This is a genomic window from Legionella saoudiensis (genome assembly GCF_001465875.1).
In the GTDB taxonomy this organism is placed as follows: domain Bacteria; phylum Pseudomonadota; class Gammaproteobacteria; order Legionellales; family Legionellaceae; genus Legionella; species Legionella saoudiensis.
In genome coordinates this window covers 563,424-583,079 of the sequence record NZ_LN901324.1, presented here as the reverse complement: position 1 = coordinate 583,079, position 19,656 = coordinate 563,424, and the positions used below count along the sequence as shown (strand labels likewise).

The window sequence follows — 19,656 nt, the reverse complement described above, 5'->3', positions numbered from 1 at the left end:
TTTACTCCTGATAAAAATGTTTTAAATACGAAATGGGCTCAGCCAAATTTTTAGGCAGTATGTCAGCAACTATCTTTCCCTCTTTCAAAACCACCAAACGATCAGTCATTTTGCTAAGAAAATCAAGGTCATGTGAAGCAATAACCATTGTTACACCTAAAGATTTAACCGAATTTAATAAATGAACTACTTCATCGATTGTTGCTAAGTCCAAGCCAGATGTAGGTTCATCACACAGTAATAAAGCAGGTTGCATCATTAAACATCGAGCTAAAGCAACGCGTTGTTTTTGTCCGCCAGAAAGTTGCTGCGGATAAGCCCCAGCTTTATCACTAATTCCTAAACGTTGAAGTAAGGCTTGAGCTTGTGATTCATGATTTGTTATTTTGTCCTGCAAACTTGGCGCATAGATAAGGTTTTGTAATACCGTCATATGCGGAAAAAGTTGGAAGTCCTGAAACATAAATCCACTTTTTCCCCTGTAGTTAATACTCCCTGAATCCAGAGTTTCTAATCCTTGAATGCAACGCAATAAGGTAGATTTGCCACCTCCTGAGGAGCCTGCCAACCCCAAAATAGTTTGCGATTCTATTTGCAAGCTGATCCCATTTAAAACCGGTAATGAACCAAAATATTTATAGACATTATTCAGCACTAGCATAGCGCCCCCCTTGCTTCAATTTTCTTGCCTATATATTCGATAAACAAAACTAAACCATAGTAATAAGCGGCTGCGATGCATAAAGGAATAAAATAAGTAAATTGTTCCGCCGCAACAGATTGAGCTCGACGCATTACATCCATGCCTCCAATCGTTGCAATCAATGCCGTTTCTTTAAGTAAGGTTATTGTTTCATTAATAAATGCCGGAAAAATATTCTTTATCACTTGCGGTAGAATAATGTCTTTCCATAAGTAAAACCCCGAAATTTGTAAAGTTTTTGCCGCTTCAAATTGTCCTTTTGGCAAATTTTCTATTCCAGCTCTTAAAATTTCAGCTACATAAGCAGAACTGTTCAAACCAAAGGTCAATAAACCCGCCATTAAAATATTCGGTTTGAAACCAATCAACACCGGCACCGCAAAATATGCAAAGCTTAATTGCAAAATCATGGGCGTCCCTCTCATAATGGAAATAAACCCATTAATTATTGGCTTTGCAATTCCTTGATGACGCAATAAAGCCAGCATTGTTCCAAATACAGTTCCAATCAGTAAGCTGCCAATCAAAAGAGATAGGGTCATCATGACCCCTTCACCAATAAACATAATATTTTGTTTCAACTCATCCATTAGGCACCTCCAAACCATTTTTGTTTAAGCTTGGCCAACTCTCCATTTTGCTCAAGCTGTTGTAATGCCTTATTAATTTCATGGGTTAGTGGGGAGTTCTTTTTTAAAGCCAAACCATAACCATCATTAGATTTCGAAATTACCGTAAATGCTAAACCAGGATTTTTCTGACTAAAGGTAGCGCCTTGTGCCCCATCTACCACAACCGCATCAGCATGTCCTGCTTTTAAAGCAGCAATAGCTTGATTGTTATTATCCATAACAAGCAGCTTGGCATTAGGAAGAGTGTTCTTTAACCATACCTCCATAGTACTACCTAATTGCACCGCAATTTTTTTATTCGCAAGCTGCGCAATATTTTTTATGGGTTGCTGTTCCGAATAGACAACCGCTAGGCTTTCAAAATAGTAAGGCGCACTAAAATCAAAACTCTTTTTTCTTTGTTCGGTAATCGTCAATGTGGATATTGCCACATCCACCTGACTCATACTTAAAGCAGGTAAAATACTGCTAAATTGCATGCTGTCAAAAACAGCCTCTTTACCAAGCTGCTTTGCAATTAAACGCGCCAAGTCAATATCAAAACCTTTAATTTCCCCCCGCTCATTATATTCAAATGGTGGATATTCTGCGGAAATAGCAAAATGAATAAACTTCTTATTTTCCTCAGGGATATAGGCATAACACCATGAAACAACAAGAGCAAAACTAATAATTATTATATTAATTATCTTTTTCATATGAATACAAATCCAAATTTTATCCGTTTTTTGAATTTATCAACTTAATGCTTGTTATGTCAAGAACAAATGAATATAATTTCTTCAAAGTGATTGTGTATTCACGTTAAGGGATATTATGAGCCAAGATACAATTCTCGACGGACATATATTAAATATTGTGCAAACAGAAAAAATTTCTGAACAAATGGATTTACAAAAAAGCTTAACAGAACGGGGTTATGTTATCCCTCAAGCAACCTTATCGCGTCGTTTAAAGAAATTAAAAATTGCTAAAGTGGCAGGGGTATATCAAGTTGTAGATTTTAATGTTCCGAATCTTCCTTTGGTATTGAACATCCAAGTTTCGGATTTTGGATTAATCGTCTTGCATACGCATCCGGGTAACGCCAATAGTCTTGCTTATTATATTGATAAGAAATACGTTTCTTTTTCAATACAAGGTAATAAGTGCTCAGGAATTTTAGGGACCATAGCTGGAGATGATACTGTTTTGTTGATTGTTAAAAGTAAGGATAAACAAGAAGAAGTATTAAGCTTGCTACGTGCTGATTTTCCCTATTTAACTTAAGATAATTATATTTGTAACTTAATTTATCCTCGTTATAATAAGCTGTTTCTCTTTTTGGACGTTGTTCATTATGACCATCACACCTACTGACTTGGAAAAAATCGCACAACTCGCTTATCTGGATACAGATACGGATCATACTCCTCAATTAATCCAAGAAGTTAATGAAATCATGGATTTTGTAGAACAATTACGTTCGGTAGATACTACTGAGGTTACCCCTTTATTTCATCCCTTTGCCTTACAGCAACGATTAAGACCTGATGCCGTTACAGAAGAAAGCTGCCTGGCAGACTTAGAAGCCATTGCGCCCTTGTTTGAGGATGATCTTTATTTAGTTCCCCAAGTTATTGAACAGGACAAATAATCATGGAACAGCTTGCTTTAAAACAGTTATCTGAAGCCTTGCATCAAGGAAAAATATCCAGCGTCGAACTCACTCAGCACTACCTGGCACAAATCAATAAACATCAGGAGCTGAATGCCTTTATTAGTCTGGACGAAGAACATGCTTTGCAGAATGCGCAACAAGCCGATCGGCAATTACGGCATGGTAATGCCCATGCGCTTACAGGGATTCCGATGGCACTTAAAGATTTATTTTGTACCCAACGAATGACAACCACCTGCGGTTCGAAAATGCTGGCTAACTTTCAATCTCCCTATGAAGCAACACTTGCGGCAAAATTAAAAAATTATGGCACCATTTTAGTCGGTAAGACAAATATGGATGAATTTGCCATGGGATCTAGCAATGAAAACAGTTATTTTGGCGCAGTAAAAAATCCTTGGGATAAAGAGCGGGTTCCAGGTGGTTCCTCCGGCGGCTCAGCCGCAGCCGTTGCTGCAGGTTTAATTCCCTTTTCAATAGGCTCAGATACCGGTGGTTCTATACGTCAACCCGCAGCATTTTGTGGAATCAGTGGCATTAAACCCACTTATGGCTTAGTCTCTCGTTTTGGCATGGTTGCTTATGCTTCCAGCCTAGATCAAGGTGGACCAATGGCCCGTAACGCAGAAGACTTGGCTCTGGTTTTACAAGCTATAGCAGGTTTTGATAATAAGGATTCAACTTCTGTAGAAACTCCCATCCCCAATTATGAAAACGAATTAAATAAACCTTTAGCGAAATTAAAAATAGGCCTGCCCTCTTGCTTTTTTCAACCAGAAGTAGAAGCGGAAATTCAGCAAGCCATTCACCAAGCCGTTAAAGTATATGAGCGTCTGGGGGCGGAAATCATTCCTTTGGATTTAAAGTTACAACCCTTATGGGTGCCCTGTTACTATGTTGTTGCCTGCGCCGAAGCATCATCTAATTTATCCCGCTATGATGGAGTGCGATTTGGCCATCGCAGTATTAAGGCTGCGAGTCTAAATGAGTTAATACGCTATTCTCGCAGTGAAGGCTTTGGTGCTGAAGTAAAGCGCCGCATAATTACTGGAACTCATGTTCTCTCTTCAGGTTACTTTGATGCCTATTATTTGCAAGCACAAAAAATTCGCCGTTTAATTCAGGAGGAGCTACTCACAACTCTTCGCTCTGTCGATGTAATTCTTGGCCCAACTACACCAACTACAGCATTTAAGATAGGTGAAAAAATCGCCGACCCCATTCAAAACTATCTCGCTGATGTCTTTACCGTAGCCGCTAATCTTGCAGGCATTCCTGCAATCTCCATACCTGCAGGTTTTGCTAAGGGATTACCTATTGGCATGCAATTAATGGGTAAGCATTTTAGCGAGGGGCTTCTATTAAATGCCGCACATCATTACCAACAACATACTGATTGGCATCTAGCCAAACCACAGCAATAGAGGTGAACTATGGAATGGGATACCGTAATTGGACTTGAAGTACATGTCCAACTTAAAACAAAATCCAAGCTTTTTTCTGGCGCATCTACCGCTTTTGGTTCGGCACCCAATACGCAAACTTGTCTGATTGATGCAGGTCTTCCCGGAGTTTTACCTGTTTTAAATCAGGAAGCAGTAACCATGGCAATTCAATTTGGTTTGGCAATCCATGCGGATATTAATGACCAATCAATTTTTGAACGTAAAAACTATTTTTATCCAGATCTACCTAAAGGGTATCAGATTAGCCAATTTCAAAAGCCTATTGTGAGTAATGGCACACTGCAAATTACCTTAGGTGATGGCAGTACGCGTGATGTAGAAATTGTCCGCGCCCATTTAGAAGAGGATGCAGGTAAGTCCTTACACGGTGTTCAACAAGGTTTTAGTGGAATTGATTTAAACCGTGCGGGTACTCCCCTATTGGAAATAGTAACAGCCCCCTGCTTGTATTCAGCACAAGAAGCTATCAGCTATTTAAGAACCTTACATCAATTAGTTCAGTTCTTAGGAATTTGTGATGGGAATATGCAGGAAGGCTCATTTCGCTGTGACGTGAACCTTTCATTAAAGCCTAAAGGCTCCTCTGTTTTAGGAACCCGTACAGAATTAAAAAATCTAAACTCATTTCGTTTTATTGAAAAAGCCATTACTTATGAAGAGGCAAGACATCAAGATTTGTTAGAATGTGGGGAAAACATCGTTCAAGAAACCCGTCTTTATAATCCAGATACCAACAGCACCCATACCTTACGTGAAAAGGAAAATGAGAACGATTACCGCTATTTTCCAGATCCTGATTTATTGCCTATTCAAATAACCCGTTACCAGATTGCGGAAATAAAAAGGCAACTACCGGATTTGCCAGGGAAAATTCGTGCTCAGTTAAGTCAGATCCCAAATTTAAAAGAAGATGATATTGATTTTCTTCTCTCAGCACCAGCAATCTATCATTTTTATAAAGAAATCAAATCAATGAGCCAAGCCTCAGAAAAAATGATTGTTAACTGGTTAAAAGGTCAATATGCCGCAGCGTTGAATAATGAACATTTAAGCTTTGAAACCCCTCGCGTTTCGGCAAAAATGATGGCACAACTTCTAGATAAATTGCATGAGGACAGCATTTCATTAATTAACGCTCGCTCTTTGTTTTCCTTGTTATGGATGGGAGAAGAAGACATTGATGCGTTGATTACACGAGAAGGCTACCAAAAAGTTGATGATAGTGTCGCCTTAGAAGAATTGATTGCCTCCTTACTCCAACAGTTCCCTGAGCAAACCGCTGAGTATCGTGCTGGTAAAGAGCGCTTACTCGCTTTTTTTGTAGGACAAATAATGAAGCAAACAAAGGGGCAAGCAAATCCTGAATTAGTTAATACACTTTTGAAAAAGCATCTCTCAGGATCGTCGTGAACTCCTTCGGCTTCCTGCAATCCGCAGGGAGCCAATTAAACAAAATCCTGTCCTTTTTTGTATAAAAAAATCTCATTTATTATTTTATCTAACACTCTAAAATAATAGAATTTTCCCCCAAAAAATTTGCCTCATGGCTCAATAAAAAAATTTGCTTTTAATTGATCACTTAAGTTAGCATCACTGCCCAATAGTATAGGGATAAATAGAAATCGTCAGGGATATAATATGTCTAGTTTAGCGCCTTTTGATCAAGAAATAGTCGACTATAATGGAATGATGACCATCCTTCTGCAGGCACTCATCGCATTACGAAAGGGACATTCCGGAATCCGCTTGCCTATTCAATGGGAAGGTGTCGCCGGAAAAGTGGCTGACGCATTCAATGAGGTTTTAGAAATGAATGAGCGTATGGCCGCCGAGTTGCATCGCTTGAGCCTCACTGTAGGAAAAGAAGGCAAGCTAAGTCAACGTTTATCTCTAGGAGATGTAGGTGGATTTTGGCGAGATTCTGTGGAATGCGTTAATGATCTGATTGATGATCTGGTACATCCAACCTCAGAAACTGCTCGCGTAATTGGAGCGGTGGCACAAGGTAATTTATCGCAAAACATGGCATTGGAAATTGATGATCGGCCGCTGCAAGGAGAGTTCTTGTGTACAGCGCGAACCATCAACACGATGGTGGCGCAATTATCATCTTTCGCCTCCGAAGTAACTCGAGTAGCCCGAGAGGTTGGTACCGAAGGAAAACTTGGTGGTCAGGCTAAAGTGAAGGGGGTAGCCGGTACATGGAAAGACCTCACCGACTCCGTAAACATGATGGCTGGTAACCTCACCGGCCAGGTACGTAACATTGCCGAAGTGGCAACCGCTGTAGCTGGCGGGGACTTATCAAAGAAAGTAACAGTAGACGTTAAAGGCGAAATCCTCGAATTAAAAAACACCATTAACACGATGGTAGACCAACTGCGTTCCTTCGCTTCAGAAGTAACACGTGTTGCGCGTGAAGTAGGTACAGAGGGAAAGCTTGGCGGTCAGGCACAAGTCGAAGGTGTATCTGGTACATGGAAAGATTTAACTGATTCAGTAAATTTCATGGCGGGTAATTTGACCGCTCAGGTGCGTAATATTGCCGATGTAACTACGGCCGTTGCCAACGGTGACTTGTCGAAAAAAATCACTGTTGATGTTAAAGGCGAAATTCTTGAATTAAAAATTACGATTAACGCCATGGTTGATCAATTGAACTCCTTTGCTGCTGAGGTAACGCGTGTGGCTCGCGAGGTGGGTACAGAGGGTAAGCTCGGAGGCCAAGCAGATGTTAAGGATGTCGCCGGTACCTGGAAGGATTTGACCGACTCAGTGAACTTCATGGCATCCAACCTGACCGCACAAGTACGGAACATTGCCGATGTAACTACGGCTGTTGCTAACGGGGACTTATCGAAAAAAATTACTGTGGATGTTAAAGGGGAAATCCTGGAGCTGAAAAATACGGTTAATACGATGGTGGATCAGCTCGGTTCCTTTGCCTCCGAGGTAACTCGTGTTGCGCGCGAGGTGGGGACAGAGGGCAAACTCGGAGGCCAGGCTGATGTGCCTGGAGTGGGCGGTACCTGGAAAAACCTCACCGACTCAGTGAACTCGATGGCATCTAACTTGACTGCACAAGTACGTAATATTGCTGATGTAACTACGGCCGTTGCCAATGGGGACTTATCAAAAAAAATTACTGTGGATGTTAAAGGAGAAATTCTAGAGCTGAAAAATACCGTCAACACGATGGTGGATCAGCTCGGCTCCTTTGCCTCCGAGGTAACTCGTGTTGCTCGCGAGGTGGGCACAGAAGGGAAGCTTGGAGGCCAAGCCGATGTGCCTGGAGTGGGCGGAACCTGGAAAAACCTCACCGACTCAGTAAACTCGATGGCGGGTAACTTAACCGGGCAGGTGCGAAACATTGCTGATGTGACCAAAGCGGTTGCGAATGGAGACTTGTCTCGTAAAATTACAGTAGATGTGGCTGGTGAAATTCTAGAGCTAAAAGCCACTATTAATACGATGGTAGACCAATTATCCTCTTTTGCAGCAGAAGTAACGCGCGTAGCCCGCGAGGTGGGTACGGAAGGCAAACTTGGCGGTCAGGCCAATGTAGAAGGTGTGGCCGGGACGTGGAAAGATTTGACCGATTCGGTCAATATGATGGCGGGTAATTTAACCGGACAAGTACGTAATATTGCTGAGGTAGGTACTGCCATTGCTAATGGCGATTTGTCACGCAAAATTACGGTTGATGTGCAAGGGGAAATTCTAGAGCTCAAGAATACAATTAATACCATGGTAGACCAGCTGCGCTCCTTCGCCTCGGAGGTGACCCGGGTATCGCGTGAGGTAGGTACCGAAGGAAAGCTCGGAGGGCAGGCCAATGTATCAGGGGTTGCCGGTACCTGGAAAGACTTGACGGACTCAGTGAACTCCATGGCTCGCAACTTGACAGGCCAGGTTCGTAATATCGCTGATGTGACGAAAGCCGTTGCTGCCGGTGACTTGTCAAAACAAATTACCGTTGACGTTAAAGGAGAAATCCTGGAGCTAAAAAATACCGTTAACACGATGGTAGATCAGTTAAACTCTTTTGCCGCCGAAGTGACACGTGTTGCAAAAGAAGTGGGCACCGAAGGCAAATTGGGCGGTCAAGCCCGAGTTGAGGGTGTTTCTGGAACGTGGAAAGATTTAACCGACTCAGTCAACATGATGGCCAACAACCTAACAAGTCAGGTGCGCGGTATTGCCAAGGTTGTGACCTCAGTAGCTAATGGCGATCTAAAGCGTAAACTAACTGTAGAAGCAAAAGGCGAAATTGCCGAATTGGCGGACACGATTAACTCCATGATAGACACGCTAGCAACGTTTGCTGAACAGGTAACAACGGTGGCACGTGAGGTAGGTGTTGAAGGCCAGTTGGGGGGCCAGGCAAAAGTTCCGGGCGCCTCTGGAACATGGAAAGGATTGACTGAGAACGTGAACCAGCTCGCTGCAAACCTAACAACACAGGTTCGAGCAATTGCTGAGGTGGCTATCTCCGTAACCAAAGGAGACTTAACCCGATCGATCACAGTAGGCGCTCAGGGTGAGGTAGCCGTTCTTAAAGATACGATTAACGAGATGATTCGGAATCTGCGTGACACAACTCAGAAAAATATGCAGCAAGACTGGCTAAAAACGAATCTAGCGAAATTTAGCCGAATGCTTCAAGGACAACGCGACTTGACCAACGTGGGCAGGATGGTCCTATCCGAATTATCACCTGTTGTTCAGGCCCAGCAAGCAGAATTCTATATATTGGATAATAAGGAAAAGAATCCTCGCCTAACCCTATTGGCTAGTTTTGCTTCCGAAGGCGAATCGAAAATCGGGAAACAAATCAGTCTTGGAGAAGGCATCATCGGGCAATGTGCATTAGAAAAACGTAAAATTGTATTAGATAATATACCGGATAATTACATCCGTATTTCATCCGGTTTGGGATATGGAGTTCCTCGAAGCGTTCTTGTTTTGCCGCTGATCTTCGAAGGGCAAGTTAAGGGTGTTCTCGAGCTGGCCTCATTTGAAGGCTTTAACCCATCGCACCATGCACTTCTTGATCAGTTAACGGAATCAATCGGTATTGTACTGAACACTATTGAAGCTAATATGAGAACAGAGGATCTGCTGACCCAGTCGCAATCCCTAGCGCATCAATTACAAACTCGACAAGAACAGTTGGAAAATACTAATGAAGAACTGCAAGAGAAAGCCCGTCTTCTCGTACAGCAAAATGAGGAAGTAGAACATAAAAACCGCGAAGTAGAACAAGCCCGCCAGGAGCTAGAAGACAAAGCAAAACAGTTGGCATTAACATCCAAATATAAATCCGAATTCCTTGCTAATATGTCACACGAGTTGCGCACGCCCCTAAACTCTTTGCTTATCCTATCCGACCAATTAAGCAAAAACCCTGAAGGTAATATGACGTCTAAACAGACGGACTATGCCCGAATTATCCATAGCTCAGGTAATGACCTGCTTATGCTGATTCATGACATTCTCGATTTATCCAAAATCGAGTCAGGTACGGTCATGGTTGAAAGCAGTGAATTACGTATGGATGATTTGCAAAGTTATGTTGCACGTACCTTCAAGCATGTTGCTGAATCCAAAAACGTCGATTTCGTTGTACGAATGGATTCACGCCTGCCACGCTCTATGTATACTGATCCCAAACGTCTACAACAAATTCTTAAAAATCTTCTTTCTAATGCATTCAAGTTCACCCATCAAGGTAAAGTCACCCTCGCTATTGAACCTGCCACCAGCGGTTGGGGAACGGATAATGAGGAGCTGAATCGAGTTAATGAGGTTTTAGCTTTCTCAGTGTCTGATACGGGTATCGGTATTGCAGCAGACAAGCAAATGATAATATTTGAAGCGTTCCAGCAAGCAGATGGTTCCACCAGTCGTAAATACGGAGGTACCGGCCTTGGCCTGGCCATTAGCCGGGAATTATCTCGTTTACTAGGTGGCGAAATTCGCTTGACCTCACATCCAGGGCAAGGCAGTACATTTACACTGTATCTTCCCCTAATCTATTCTTCCGCCCGTTTACGAAAAGCCGCCACAAGCGGAGATTTCATCAAAGAAACGCTACAGCAGAAAATTAATATATCTCTCCCAAGAAAAGAGGAGCCTCTACCCTTCACGCATGAACAAGAATCAAGACCTCTTGTTAATGAATTGGGGGATGATCGTGAGTTCATTCAACCCAATGATCATCTTCTGCTAATCGTGGAAAATAATTTGGTATTTGCACGTTTTATGATCGATGCCGCTCGCGAAAAAGGATTCAAGGTATTAATGACCTCCATGGGGGCAGCTGCAATTGCTATGATAAACGATTATAAACCAGACGCCATTTTGCTTGATATTCATTTGCCTGACATGCTAGGCTGGCGCGTGCTCGAACGAATAAAGAATGATCTAGCCACGCGGCATATTCCGGTTTCCATTATATCGGCTGACGAATCGCGCACGAGAGCCATAGATTCAGGCGCCTTTGCTTTTATCACCAAACCAGTACAAAGCCGTGACATTCTCGATAAATTTTTTGTTACGTTAAGGGATTTTTCAACGTTAAAGAAAAAATGTATCTTGATCGCAGAACCGGACGAAAGCCAACAAACCTTAATTAAAAAAGAACTTGTTATAGACAATCTCGAAACAATCACAGCAAGTGATATAAAATCAGCTCGAAATATTTTAAGCCAGAAAAAAATCGACTGCATTATTGCGGGGCCAAAGCTCATGCATATAGCAGAAGACTTTATTTCCGAAAAATCCGAAGAAGAGGAAGCTTTATTAATTCATTCAATGCCTATTATTGTCTATGATGATAAAAAGAATGAAAAAGTAAGTCACAACATGCAAATTGGCTCAACTCCCCTGTTCTGCGCCAGTTCACTGGATCGACTGCTGAATTTGGTAACCAGTCATCTTCATCTTCCTATAAGTAAATTAACAGAAACTTCTAGCAAAAAACTCCAAAAGCTATATCAAACAGATCAGCTATTAATTGGAAAGAAAGTTTTAATCGTGGATGATGACGCGCGAAATATTTTCGCCCTGGCAACAATACTTGAAGATCATAAGATGAACATCCTTTCTGCCGATAATGGACGAGATGCCATTCGTCTTGTCTGTGAAGATTCGGAGATCGATATTGTTCTAATCGATATCATGATGCCTGAAATGGATGGTATGGAAACCATTCGAGAAATCCGTAAATTCGAGAATTTGAAGAATCTGCCAATCGTTGCCGTCACTGCAAAGGCGATGAAGGGAGATCGAGAGAAATGCATCGAAGCAGGAGCCTGGGACTATTTGTCAAAACCTGTCGATATTGACCAATTGATGATGATCCTGCGTGCGTGGCTTCATAAATAAGGAATATTATGTATAACTTAACTATGGATCCGAACAAAACTACCTTGTCGGGCCCCGAGGACAATCATGCTCAGACGGAGCCTCTCAATATTCTTCTCGTTGATGATCTGCCAGAAAAGTTGGTAGTGTATCAAAGTATCCTAGAGGAGCTAGGGCAAAATCTTATTATGGCGCGCTCTGGAGAAGATGCCTTAAAACTAGTTTTGCAACATGAATTTGCTGTAATCTTACTCGATGTCAATATGCCCGGGATGGATGGATTTGAAACAGCAACCTTTATCCGCAATCGCAAAAAATCCGCCAGCACTCCAATTATTTTTCTCACCGCCTTTACAGATGAGGTCCAAGTCGCACAGGGTTATGCGAGTGGAGCTGTTGACTATTTGCCAACACCAGTAGTTCCTGAAATTCTAAAAGCGAAAGTGCGTGTTTTTATCGAGTTGTCGCAGATGCGGCGACAAGCAGCTTTGCAAGCAGAGGAGCGAGCGCGACGCACAGCAGCAGAAGAGGCAGATCGTCGCAAAGATGAGTTCCTAGGTATGCTGGCACATGAGTTACGAAACCCCTTAGGACCGATAAAAAATGCGGTGCGATTAATGCATTTAGTTAAACCTGACGATCCTCGATGGGGGCAATTGCATGACATGATTGATCGCCAGGTGACGCATATAGTACGACTGATTGATGATTTGCTTGATTCAACCCGTATTGCCCGTGGGTTAATTTTGTTACGCAAAGAACGATGTAACCTCACCCAAATTGTTCATGATACAGCACAAGATTACGCAACAATTTTTGAAGAAGAAGGCATGATGTTGGAAATCCATCTTCCTCCCAAACCTATCTGGCTCGAAGGAGACTCAACTCGCCTGACCCAAGCAATTGGAAACTTGCTACATAATGCTCATAAATTCAATCATCCTGGCGGTCAGGTTAAAATAACTCTTACATATAATGAAAAAGATCACGAAGCCATCATCGCCGTTCAAGATACCGGTGTGGGCATTGAACCACACATCCTTCCTACAGTTTTTGAGGCCTTCCGCCAAGCAGATCAAGGATTAGATCGTCACCGCGGTGGCTTAGGCTTAGGGTTAGCGTTAGTTAAAGGCTTAGCGGAACTCCATGATGGCCAAGTGACCGCTCATAGTGATGGCCTAGATAAGGGAGCAAAATTTTCCATTTATCTGCCAATTACCCCCCAACTCCCAGACGTATCCTCAGAAAAAGTAGATTCTCTTTTTTTAAAAGGCAAAAAATGCCGAATTGTAATAATTGAAGATAATCAGGATGTAGCAGACAGCCTGAAAATGCTGCTCGATATAGAGGGCTATGAAGTAGAGATGGCTCATAACGGGGCTCAAGGGGTAGAGTTAATCCGCCTTTTCCAGCCAGCCGTTGTGATTTGCGACATTGGTCTTTCAGGAATGAATGGCTATCAGGTAGCTCAGGCCCTTCGGCAAGAAAATCTCCCTATATCTCCTTATCTTATTGCTCTGACGGGTTATGGTAGAGAGCAAGACAAAGACCACGCTCAGAAAGCAGGCTTTGATTTACATTTAATCAAACCGCTTAATTATGAGAAGCTTCGCCATGCACTTTCCACTTTTTCTCTGGAAATGCTCAATACAGCCTAATCTAGGCCTTAAATTTAAGCAAAAGTAGTTTTTTAGAAGTTGAGAAGATAAGTTCGCCGTTGGGCTTTGCAGCCCAACGTAACAACAACACAATGATTATATGAATGAAAAAAGAAAGAGTCGGTCGATAAGCCGGGTTCTGTCTTGGACAATCATTCATCTGGGACATACGTCACCGCATGCCTCAAGCAACCTACCCGAATCCCGTACGGGTCGCACGTCATGACATTGCAGTCAAATGGATTCCTATTTGGTCTTGCTCCGAGTGGGGTTTTCCCTGCCACGTCTGTTGCCAGACGCGCGGTGCGCTCTTACCGCACCATTTCACCCTTACCTCCGAAGAGGCGGTATATTTTCTGTGGCACTTTCCGTAGGCTTACGCCTCCCAGGCGTTACCTGGCACTCTACCCTATGGAGCCCGGACTTTCCTCCCCCTACCGAGGTAGAGAGCGATTGTCTAACCAACTCTGTTACCAATAGTAGCAGACTGCTTAGCTAAAGGCCACCATAAATAAGTGCACAATACGAAAAAACCACAAAAAACTACAACTATACACGCAATATCAATTAGAAATCACGAGTACCGATGAACTCATCATCAAAATAACGCTTTAGTTTAGTGCGCAAAGTACCACGACTTACACCCAAAACACGAGCTGCTTTAGATTGATTGTATCGAGTTAATTCCATAACAGTTCTAAATAAAGGAGCTTCAACTTCTTCAACAATTAATTGATATAAATTTAAGTTAGCATCTTTATTATTAACGCTGGTTAAATAGCCTTTTACAGCATGAATGACTTGATGCGAAAGCGACTCGCTGCTTTGCACCATAACTTCTGTACTCATTTAAGTCTCCTAGTACAAATTAACAAATAAAATTATGTTCAGTAGATTCTCTCACTGAACACCATGGTCTATATAGTATCAAACATCTCAAAGAGTGTAAACATTGTTTTAATGATATTCATTTATTAAGGAAATATTAAGTTAAAAAAATTTTATCACTTAACGCGACAAATCCCAAGGTTATTTCGCGATTTAATTTCATCTATTATGTTCATTAAGATAATTTTTTGTACTAACAGACTGTTTTTCAATGATTAATTTCCCATTTTCCTTAAGGGAACCTTAAGAAAAAAAATAATTTCCTTAAGATTTCTTAATTTTTTTGGCAGATAATAGATGAGAAAAGAGGAGTTTTAATTTTTTCTAAGAATCTATTATTAAGTGGTTTGGATTAAGTAATACACCACGTGCTAAATATTTAGTGCATACCCTAAAAAGCAGTAACCTAAATGCAACGTAGTTTAATTTAGAGCCCTACGATTCCTTATGAAAGTTTGCAACTTCCATCGAAAATGAAACAATATCAACATTCGAAGCACAGAACCCTGGGTTGCTTCACTACGTTCGAATGACGATTGCAAGACCTGATTAAAGAATTGGGTTTCTAATGTTAGATTGATTATCGATGCAAGGGGCGAAATAATCAAGCAACCTACTCACGGGCCCTGTGGAGCCACACTTCACTCTTAATGACGGCTACTGAACCTAATTAAAGAATAGACTTTCTAAATCGGAGGAGATCTCGTCATTGCGAGGAGCATAGCGACGAAGCAACCCAGAGTTCGTGGCGCTGAACTCTTAGATTGCATACATAATAAAATCAACTATTCAACAGTAAAACTTTCACCACAACCGCATTGCCCTGTTTGATTAGGATTATTAAAAATAAATTTATAATTTAATCCTTGCTTCACATAATCAACATTCATATTTCTAAGGAATGGATAACTCGCCTTATCCACACAAACCACATAGTCCTCATTCAAAGGCATTACCAAATCACCTTCTGCAGGAGCCTGGACATAATCGACAACATAAGAAAAACCTGAACACCCAGTTTTTTTAACGGACAAACGCACGCCCATATGTCCCGTATTTTTTTGCAAATAAGAAACCAAGTGTTTTATTGCTGATTCAGTGAAACTGATTTCCGGTGTCAGCTCATTTACTGCACGTTGCATTACTACACTCATTATATATACCTCTAGGTATGCTGCTTACTTTGAAGCAACTTGTTATTCATCAAAATTAAAGTCTCTTTAAAAATACTAAAAATTCGTAAAGCCAAGGGGTACTGAGCTACAGGTAAATCCAGCTCATTTACCAATAACTGATAGTCAATTGGCGGTAATTCATCAATTAGCTTACCCTCTACCTGACGACATAGCCACTCTAAACCAGCAATAAGGTAAGGATTTCCATTCGTTTTAAAACAAATATGTTGAATTATCCTTTCCGACCCACATTGCATATAGAGCTCAATAGTTCCTTGCTTCTTTTGATTGTTTTTAACAACAACTGAATGATCATTTAAATCTATAGTACCAACATGCTCAGGTGAAAAAAAATAATCAAGTACTGTTTTATTATACATCATAATGGGGATATGTTATGTAAATGGGCCACTTGAGCATTAATCACAGCGATTGCATGCTCTACCTCTTCTTCTCGGGTAAAACGTCCTAAAGACAATCTAATCGAACTCTGTGCTAACTCATCAGATAACCCAATGGCTTTTAACACATAAGATGGTTGAATGCTTGCCGAACTACATGCCGAAGTAGTAGACACAGCCAAATCACTCAAGGCAAGTAATAAAGAATCACCATCCAATCCTTTAAAACTAACATTTAAATTACCCGCTATCCGTTGTTGCTCATGACCATTTAGCTGAATTCCAGGTAAATGCTTAATACCATTCCACAATTGTTGACGAAAAAGCAAAAGCCGTGCTTGCTCTTCTTCGCGTACACGCTCACCTAAAGCAAAAGCTTCACCCATACCCGCAATTTGATGCGTCGCCAGCGTTCCTGAGCGCAAACCATTTTCATGTCCACCACCAAAAGTTTGTGGCTGTAAGCGAACCCTAGGCCGCTGCCGAACGTATAATGCACCAACCCCTTTAGGTCCATAACATTTATGCGCTGAAAAAGACATTAAATTGACAGGAAGGGAGCTCATATCAATAGCAAGGCGCCCTGCACTTTGTGCAGCATCCACATGAAAAATGATGCCCTTATCTTTTAATAATTCACCAATCGCCGCAATATCTTGAATCACACCAATTTCATTATTTACGTGCATAATCGACACGAGAATAGTATCTGGCTGTAAAGCTCGCTCCAATTGCTGCAAGTCCAGCAAACCATTGCTCTGAGGCTCAAGATAAGTTACTTGAAAACCATCCTTTTCTAAACGATAAAAACTATCCAGCACTGCTTTATGCTCAGTGCTCATGGTGACTACATGCTTACCCTTGCTCTGATAAAAATGTGCAGCACCGATAATCGCTAAATTATCTGCCTCTGTGGCTCCGGAGGTAAAAATAATCTCTTGGGGAGAAGCATGAATCACCTCAGCAATTTGACTGCGGGCATGTTCAACTGCCTGAGCTGCCCTACGCCCAAAATCGTGCGTAACCGAAGAAGGATTACCAAAATCCCCATCGGGACCTAGAAAATGCACCATGCGCTCAACCACCCGTGGATCTACGGGGGTTGTTGCCATATAATCTAGATAAATAGGAACCTTAATTTCCGTCTTCACTTTTACCCCGTTTGCTAGCCCATTCCAGTGATTTTTGTATTTGGCTTAACATACCTCGTAAAATACTAACTTCCATCTTCTCCAGATTCACCCGATTAAACAACCGTCTTACACGTTGCATCAGGCGTCTTGGATTTGCTTCCTTTAAAAACTTAATTTCAATAAACACTTCCCTTAGGTGCTCATAAAACTGTTCAATTTCATCAGCGGTGGCATAATCATCAGCACGTAACGCAACCTCAGCCTTAGGCGCTAACAGTTTCATACGCAATTCATAAGCAACAATTTGTACCGCCTGAGATAAATTAAGTGAACTGTACTCAGGGTTACTTGGAATATGAATGTGATAATGACATTTTAGCAGTTCTTCGTTAGTAAGGCCTGCATACTCACGTCCAAATACAATTGCAATTTGCGTTGCATCCGCTTGTTTACTCACCAATTCAGCGCTTTCAGCAGGAGTTAACCCAGGCAAAGAAAGTCCGCGTGGCCTTGCACTAGTCGCTAAAATTAGCTGACAGCCGACTAAAGCCTCATCCAGTGTTTCTGTAACGATTGCCGTTTCTAAAAGATCATCAGCACCAGCCGACATTTCGCGTGCTTTCATGTCAGGAAAAGACTTAGGACTTACCAGATATAGGGAGCTTAGGCCCATGGTTTTCATAGCGCGAGCAGTTGAGCCAATATTACCCGGATGTGATGTACCAACTAAAATGATACGAATTGAACTTAAATTCATAAAAACGATTTAACTTAATGCAAAAGAGACGTATATGATATCATTTAAGTGCTTTTGCACCTAGCCGAATCCCATTAAGGCAACATGTAAGTGAAAAAGTTACCTTTGTACAAAAAAAATATGCTAGAATCACCGGTTTTGTAAATTCAAGAGAAATCCATGGAACCACTTTTAAATATTGCAGTGAATGCGGCACGTCAAGCCGGGGAAATTATTATTCGCCACATGGAGCAAGTGGATCATCTCAAAGTAACTTCTAAGGCGCCTAATGATTTTTTTAGCGAGGTAGACATTAAAGCGGAACAGGCAATTATTAATACCATCCGTAAAGCCTACCCCGATCATGGAGTTCTGGCTGAAGAAAGCGGAATGCAAGAAGGTGCTGATGAGGACGCAGTTTGGATTATTGATCCTTTAGATGGTACATCGAACTACCTACATGGATTCCCCTTTTTCTCAGTTTCTATTGCCCTAAAAATCAAAGGTAGAATAGAACATGGAGTTATCTACGATCCATTACGTCATGAATGTTTTGCCGCCAGTCGCGGACGTGGAGCTCGCTTAAATGATCGTAGAATACGTGTATCAAATCAAACTCAATTAAGTGCTTCACTCTTAGGAACAGGTTTCCCTTCTCGTGATGCAACTATTGGACAACGCTATTTACCTGCTTTTGAAGCCCTGTTTGGCAAATGTGCCGGAGTAAGAAGAACGGGTTCAGCAGCGCTTGATTTAGCTTATGTTGCTAGCGGCCGTATAGATGGCTTTTGGGAGTTAGGCCTACGTCCTTGGGATATCGCAGCAGGCTCGCTAATTGTTAGAGAAGCAGGTGGTCTAATCGGTGATATTCAAGGTGGAGAAGACTTCCTAAAGCATGGCGATGTAGTAGCTGGAACACCAAAGGTTTTTAAAGCGCTATTACAAACAATTTCTCCTACGTTAAGATAACGGTACAAAACTCTTAATTTTAATATAACCTGGTTGCTCGCAACCAGGCTTTCTTAAAGCTTTTTCAAAGACACGTCATCCTACCAAAACCGCGAGGGAATTTCTGAAGGTGCCCGGGAATGCATTCGTGCTCTATTCAGGAGATCCTTCGTCATAAACTCCTCAGGATGACGGCCTTCTTAAGGCTTTTCAAAGACACGTCATCCCGAGTGCTGCGAGGGATCTCCGGGAATGCATTCGTGCTTCAGCTTTACCCTACGCTCCGATCTTGTCTACCGCGACTTTATTTTACTATGATTAATTATGGGCTGTTTACATCTTGCTAGATAAGGATACCTTATTATGAACGCCTTAAAATCATTTGTAATTCCAAGTTGTTTTATGATTCTATTTTCTGTTGCGGCCTATGCTAATAGCGGTAAAGTTTCTTCTTCCGAAGCAGATGCTGCTCGAATTGCGATGTTAGAAAAAGCCTTAGCCCCCAAAACTCCAGAAGCAGTGGCGCATTTGTTTGCCGAAGCAAATAAAACTCGCAACGGCGCAGTCCAATTTATGTTATTTTCTGAAACATTAAAAAATAAATATAAGAGCAATTGGCCTTACTGGGTTTCTGGAACTTCCAGCCCATGGATTACTGCTTATGAAATTAAAAAAATAAAGCAAAACGCAAACACCTGGACGTTCCAAATTACCTATCAATGGGCAACAGCATCTGGCCCATTTCAACCTCCTCTGAAACAAACAATAGTGGTTGCACCTGCCCCTAAAAGCACGAGTTCATCTCAGAAATGGCAAATCACTGCTTTAGAGGAAAAATAAAAATCTTGCCCTTCTCTTTCCGAACTTGGAAAGCAAAGACTCTAAATG

General features: G+C 41.7%; 16 protein-coding genes and 1 other RNA gene. 8 read left to right on the top strand and 9 right to left on the bottom strand.

Features of this window, described 5'->3' with window-relative positions:
- Position 1 precedes the first annotated feature (1 nt).
- From BN3124_RS11530 to BN3124_RS11520, 3 genes are read right to left on the bottom strand one after another with little or no spacing between them, the layout of a single operon-like run.
- Positions 2 to 661 (bottom strand): ATP-binding cassette domain-containing protein, encoded by a 660-nt coding sequence (locus BN3124_RS11530; RefSeq protein WP_058534942.1) that lies wholly within the window; start codon positions 659 to 661, stop codon positions 2 to 4.
- A complete protein-coding gene (locus BN3124_RS11525; RefSeq protein WP_058534941.1) occupies positions 655 to 1,293 on the bottom strand; it encodes an amino acid ABC transporter permease in 639 nt (212 codons plus the stop codon). The genes BN3124_RS11530 and BN3124_RS11525 overlap by 7 nt, the downstream gene beginning before the upstream one ends.
- On the bottom strand, positions 1,293 to 2,033 hold the full coding sequence (locus BN3124_RS11520) for a substrate-binding periplasmic protein (protein WP_058534940.1): 741 nt from the start codon (positions 2,031 to 2,033) through the stop codon (positions 1,293 to 1,295). The genes BN3124_RS11525 and BN3124_RS11520 overlap by 1 nt, the downstream gene beginning before the upstream one ends.
- A 118-nt stretch (positions 2,034 to 2,151) precedes the next feature.
- Here BN3124_RS11520 and BN3124_RS11515 point away from each other — a divergent pair, with 118 nt between their 5' ends.
- The 6 genes from BN3124_RS11515 to BN3124_RS11490 all read left to right on the top strand — a co-directional run bounded on the left by BN3124_RS11515 (position 2,152) and on the right by BN3124_RS11490 (position 13,487).
- Positions 2,152 to 2,604, top strand: coding sequence for an arginine repressor (locus BN3124_RS11515; RefSeq protein ID WP_058534939.1), 453 nt, complete (start codon positions 2,152 to 2,154; stop codon positions 2,602 to 2,604).
- A gap of 70 nt (positions 2,605 to 2,674) precedes the next feature.
- On the top strand, positions 2,675 to 2,971 hold the full coding sequence (gatC, locus tag BN3124_RS11510; protein WP_058534938.1) for an Asp-tRNA(Asn)/Glu-tRNA(Gln) amidotransferase subunit GatC: 297 nt from the start codon (positions 2,675 to 2,677) through the stop codon (positions 2,969 to 2,971).
- 2 nt (positions 2,972 to 2,973) lie between these two features.
- Positions 2,974 to 4,419 carry an Asp-tRNA(Asn)/Glu-tRNA(Gln) amidotransferase subunit GatA gene (gatA, locus tag BN3124_RS11505; protein ID WP_058534937.1) on the top strand — a complete coding sequence of 482 codons (1,446 nt, stop codon included), beginning with the start codon at positions 2,974 to 2,976 and terminating at the stop codon, positions 4,417 to 4,419.
- A 9-nt stretch (positions 4,420 to 4,428) separates the two neighbouring features.
- Positions 4,429 to 5,871 carry an Asp-tRNA(Asn)/Glu-tRNA(Gln) amidotransferase subunit GatB gene (gene gatB, locus BN3124_RS11500; RefSeq protein WP_058534936.1) on the top strand — a complete coding sequence of 481 codons (1,443 nt, stop codon included), beginning with the start codon at positions 4,429 to 4,431 and terminating at the stop codon, positions 5,869 to 5,871.
- Between the two features lie 228 nt (positions 5,872 to 6,099).
- Positions 6,100 to 11,850 (top strand): HAMP domain-containing protein, encoded by a 5,751-nt coding sequence (locus BN3124_RS11495; protein WP_078061547.1) that lies wholly within the window; start codon positions 6,100 to 6,102, stop codon positions 11,848 to 11,850.
- An 8-nt stretch (positions 11,851 to 11,858) separates the two neighbouring features.
- Positions 11,859 to 13,487, top strand: a complete 1,629-nt coding sequence (locus BN3124_RS11490; protein WP_058534935.1) for an ATP-binding response regulator — start codon at positions 11,859 to 11,861, stop codon at positions 13,485 to 13,487.
- Between the two features lie 112 nt (positions 13,488 to 13,599).
- On the opposite strand, the gene rnpB is transcribed toward BN3124_RS11490, so the two are convergent.
- The 6 genes from rnpB to trmJ form a co-directional block, all read right to left on the bottom strand.
- Positions 13,600 to 13,956: RNase P RNA component class A (gene rnpB / locus BN3124_RS16560), an RNA gene on the bottom strand.
- A gap of 98 nt (positions 13,957 to 14,054) precedes the next feature.
- Complete coding sequence (locus BN3124_RS11485) at positions 14,055 to 14,336, bottom strand: helix-turn-helix domain-containing protein (RefSeq protein ID WP_058534934.1); 282 nt, start codon at positions 14,334 to 14,336, stop codon at positions 14,055 to 14,057.
- Between the two features lie 824 nt (positions 14,337 to 15,160).
- A complete protein-coding gene (locus tag BN3124_RS11480) occupies positions 15,161 to 15,529 on the bottom strand; it encodes a HesB/IscA family protein (protein WP_058534933.1) in 369 nt (122 codons plus the stop codon).
- A gap of 11 nt (positions 15,530 to 15,540) precedes the next feature.
- Positions 15,541 to 15,933: an iron-sulfur cluster assembly scaffold protein gene (locus tag BN3124_RS11475; protein ID WP_196398926.1), complete on the bottom strand. Its 393-nt coding sequence runs from the start codon at positions 15,931 to 15,933 to the stop codon at positions 15,541 to 15,543.
- Entirely contained in the window at positions 15,930 to 17,102 is a 1,173-nt protein-coding gene (locus tag BN3124_RS11470) for an IscS subfamily cysteine desulfurase (protein ID WP_078061546.1), read from the bottom strand. The genes BN3124_RS11475 and BN3124_RS11470 overlap by 4 nt, the downstream gene beginning before the upstream one ends.
- Complete coding sequence (trmJ, locus tag BN3124_RS11465; protein ID WP_058534932.1) at positions 17,086 to 17,841, bottom strand: tRNA (cytosine(32)/uridine(32)-2'-O)-methyltransferase TrmJ; 756 nt, start codon at positions 17,839 to 17,841, stop codon at positions 17,086 to 17,088. Before trmJ ends, BN3124_RS11470 begins: the two co-directional genes overlap by 17 nt.
- Before the next feature lie 159 nt (positions 17,842 to 18,000).
- Between trmJ and BN3124_RS11460 the strand changes: the two genes are divergently transcribed.
- Together BN3124_RS11460 and BN3124_RS11455 are read left to right on the top strand one after the other, a co-directional pair.
- Positions 18,001 to 18,789 (top strand): inositol monophosphatase family protein, encoded by a 789-nt coding sequence (locus BN3124_RS11460; protein ID WP_058534931.1) that lies wholly within the window; start codon positions 18,001 to 18,003, stop codon positions 18,787 to 18,789.
- 342 nt (positions 18,790 to 19,131) lie between these two features.
- Positions 19,132 to 19,608 carry a hypothetical protein gene (locus BN3124_RS11455; RefSeq protein WP_058534930.1) on the top strand — a complete coding sequence of 159 codons (477 nt, stop codon included), beginning with the start codon at positions 19,132 to 19,134 and terminating at the stop codon, positions 19,606 to 19,608.
- Positions 19,609 to 19,656 lie beyond the last annotated feature (48 nt).

Bases quoted from the DNA above. Each gene is read 5' to 3' on its own strand.
- BN3124_RS11530 (WP_058534942.1), bottom strand. From the start codon at position 661: ATGCTAGTGCTGAATAATGTCTATAAATATTTTGGTTCATTACCGGTT.
- BN3124_RS11525 (WP_058534941.1), bottom strand. From the start codon at position 1,293: ATGGATGAGTTGAAACAAAATATTATGTTTATTGGTGAAGGGGTCATG.
- BN3124_RS11520 (WP_058534940.1), bottom strand. From the start codon at position 2,033: ATGAAAAAGATAATTAATATAATAATTATTAGTTTTGCTCTTGTTGTT.
- BN3124_RS11515 (WP_058534939.1), top strand. From the start codon at position 2,152: ATGAGCCAAGATACAATTCTCGACGGACATATATTAAATATTGTGCAA.
- gatC (WP_058534938.1), top strand. From the start codon at position 2,675: ATGACCATCACACCTACTGACTTGGAAAAAATCGCACAACTCGCTTAT.
- gatA (WP_058534937.1), top strand. From the start codon at position 2,974: ATGGAACAGCTTGCTTTAAAACAGTTATCTGAAGCCTTGCATCAAGGA.
- gatB (WP_058534936.1), top strand. From the start codon at position 4,429: ATGGAATGGGATACCGTAATTGGACTTGAAGTACATGTCCAACTTAAA.
- BN3124_RS11495 (WP_078061547.1), top strand. From the start codon at position 6,100: ATGTCTAGTTTAGCGCCTTTTGATCAAGAAATAGTCGACTATAATGGA.
- BN3124_RS11490 (WP_058534935.1), top strand. From the start codon at position 11,859: ATGTATAACTTAACTATGGATCCGAACAAAACTACCTTGTCGGGCCCC.
- BN3124_RS11485 (WP_058534934.1), bottom strand. From the start codon at position 14,336: ATGAGTACAGAAGTTATGGTGCAAAGCAGCGAGTCGCTTTCGCATCAA.
- BN3124_RS11480 (WP_058534933.1), bottom strand. From the start codon at position 15,529: ATGAGTGTAGTAATGCAACGTGCAGTAAATGAGCTGACACCGGAAATC.
- BN3124_RS11475 (WP_196398926.1), bottom strand. From the start codon at position 15,933: ATGATGTATAATAAAACAGTACTTGATTATTTTTTTTCACCTGAGCAT.
- trmJ (WP_058534932.1), bottom strand. From the start codon at position 17,841: ATGAATTTAAGTTCAATTCGTATCATTTTAGTTGGTACATCACATCCG.
- BN3124_RS11460 (WP_058534931.1), top strand. From the start codon at position 18,001: ATGGAACCACTTTTAAATATTGCAGTGAATGCGGCACGTCAAGCCGGG.
- BN3124_RS11455 (WP_058534930.1), top strand. From the start codon at position 19,132: ATGAACGCCTTAAAATCATTTGTAATTCCAAGTTGTTTTATGATTCTA.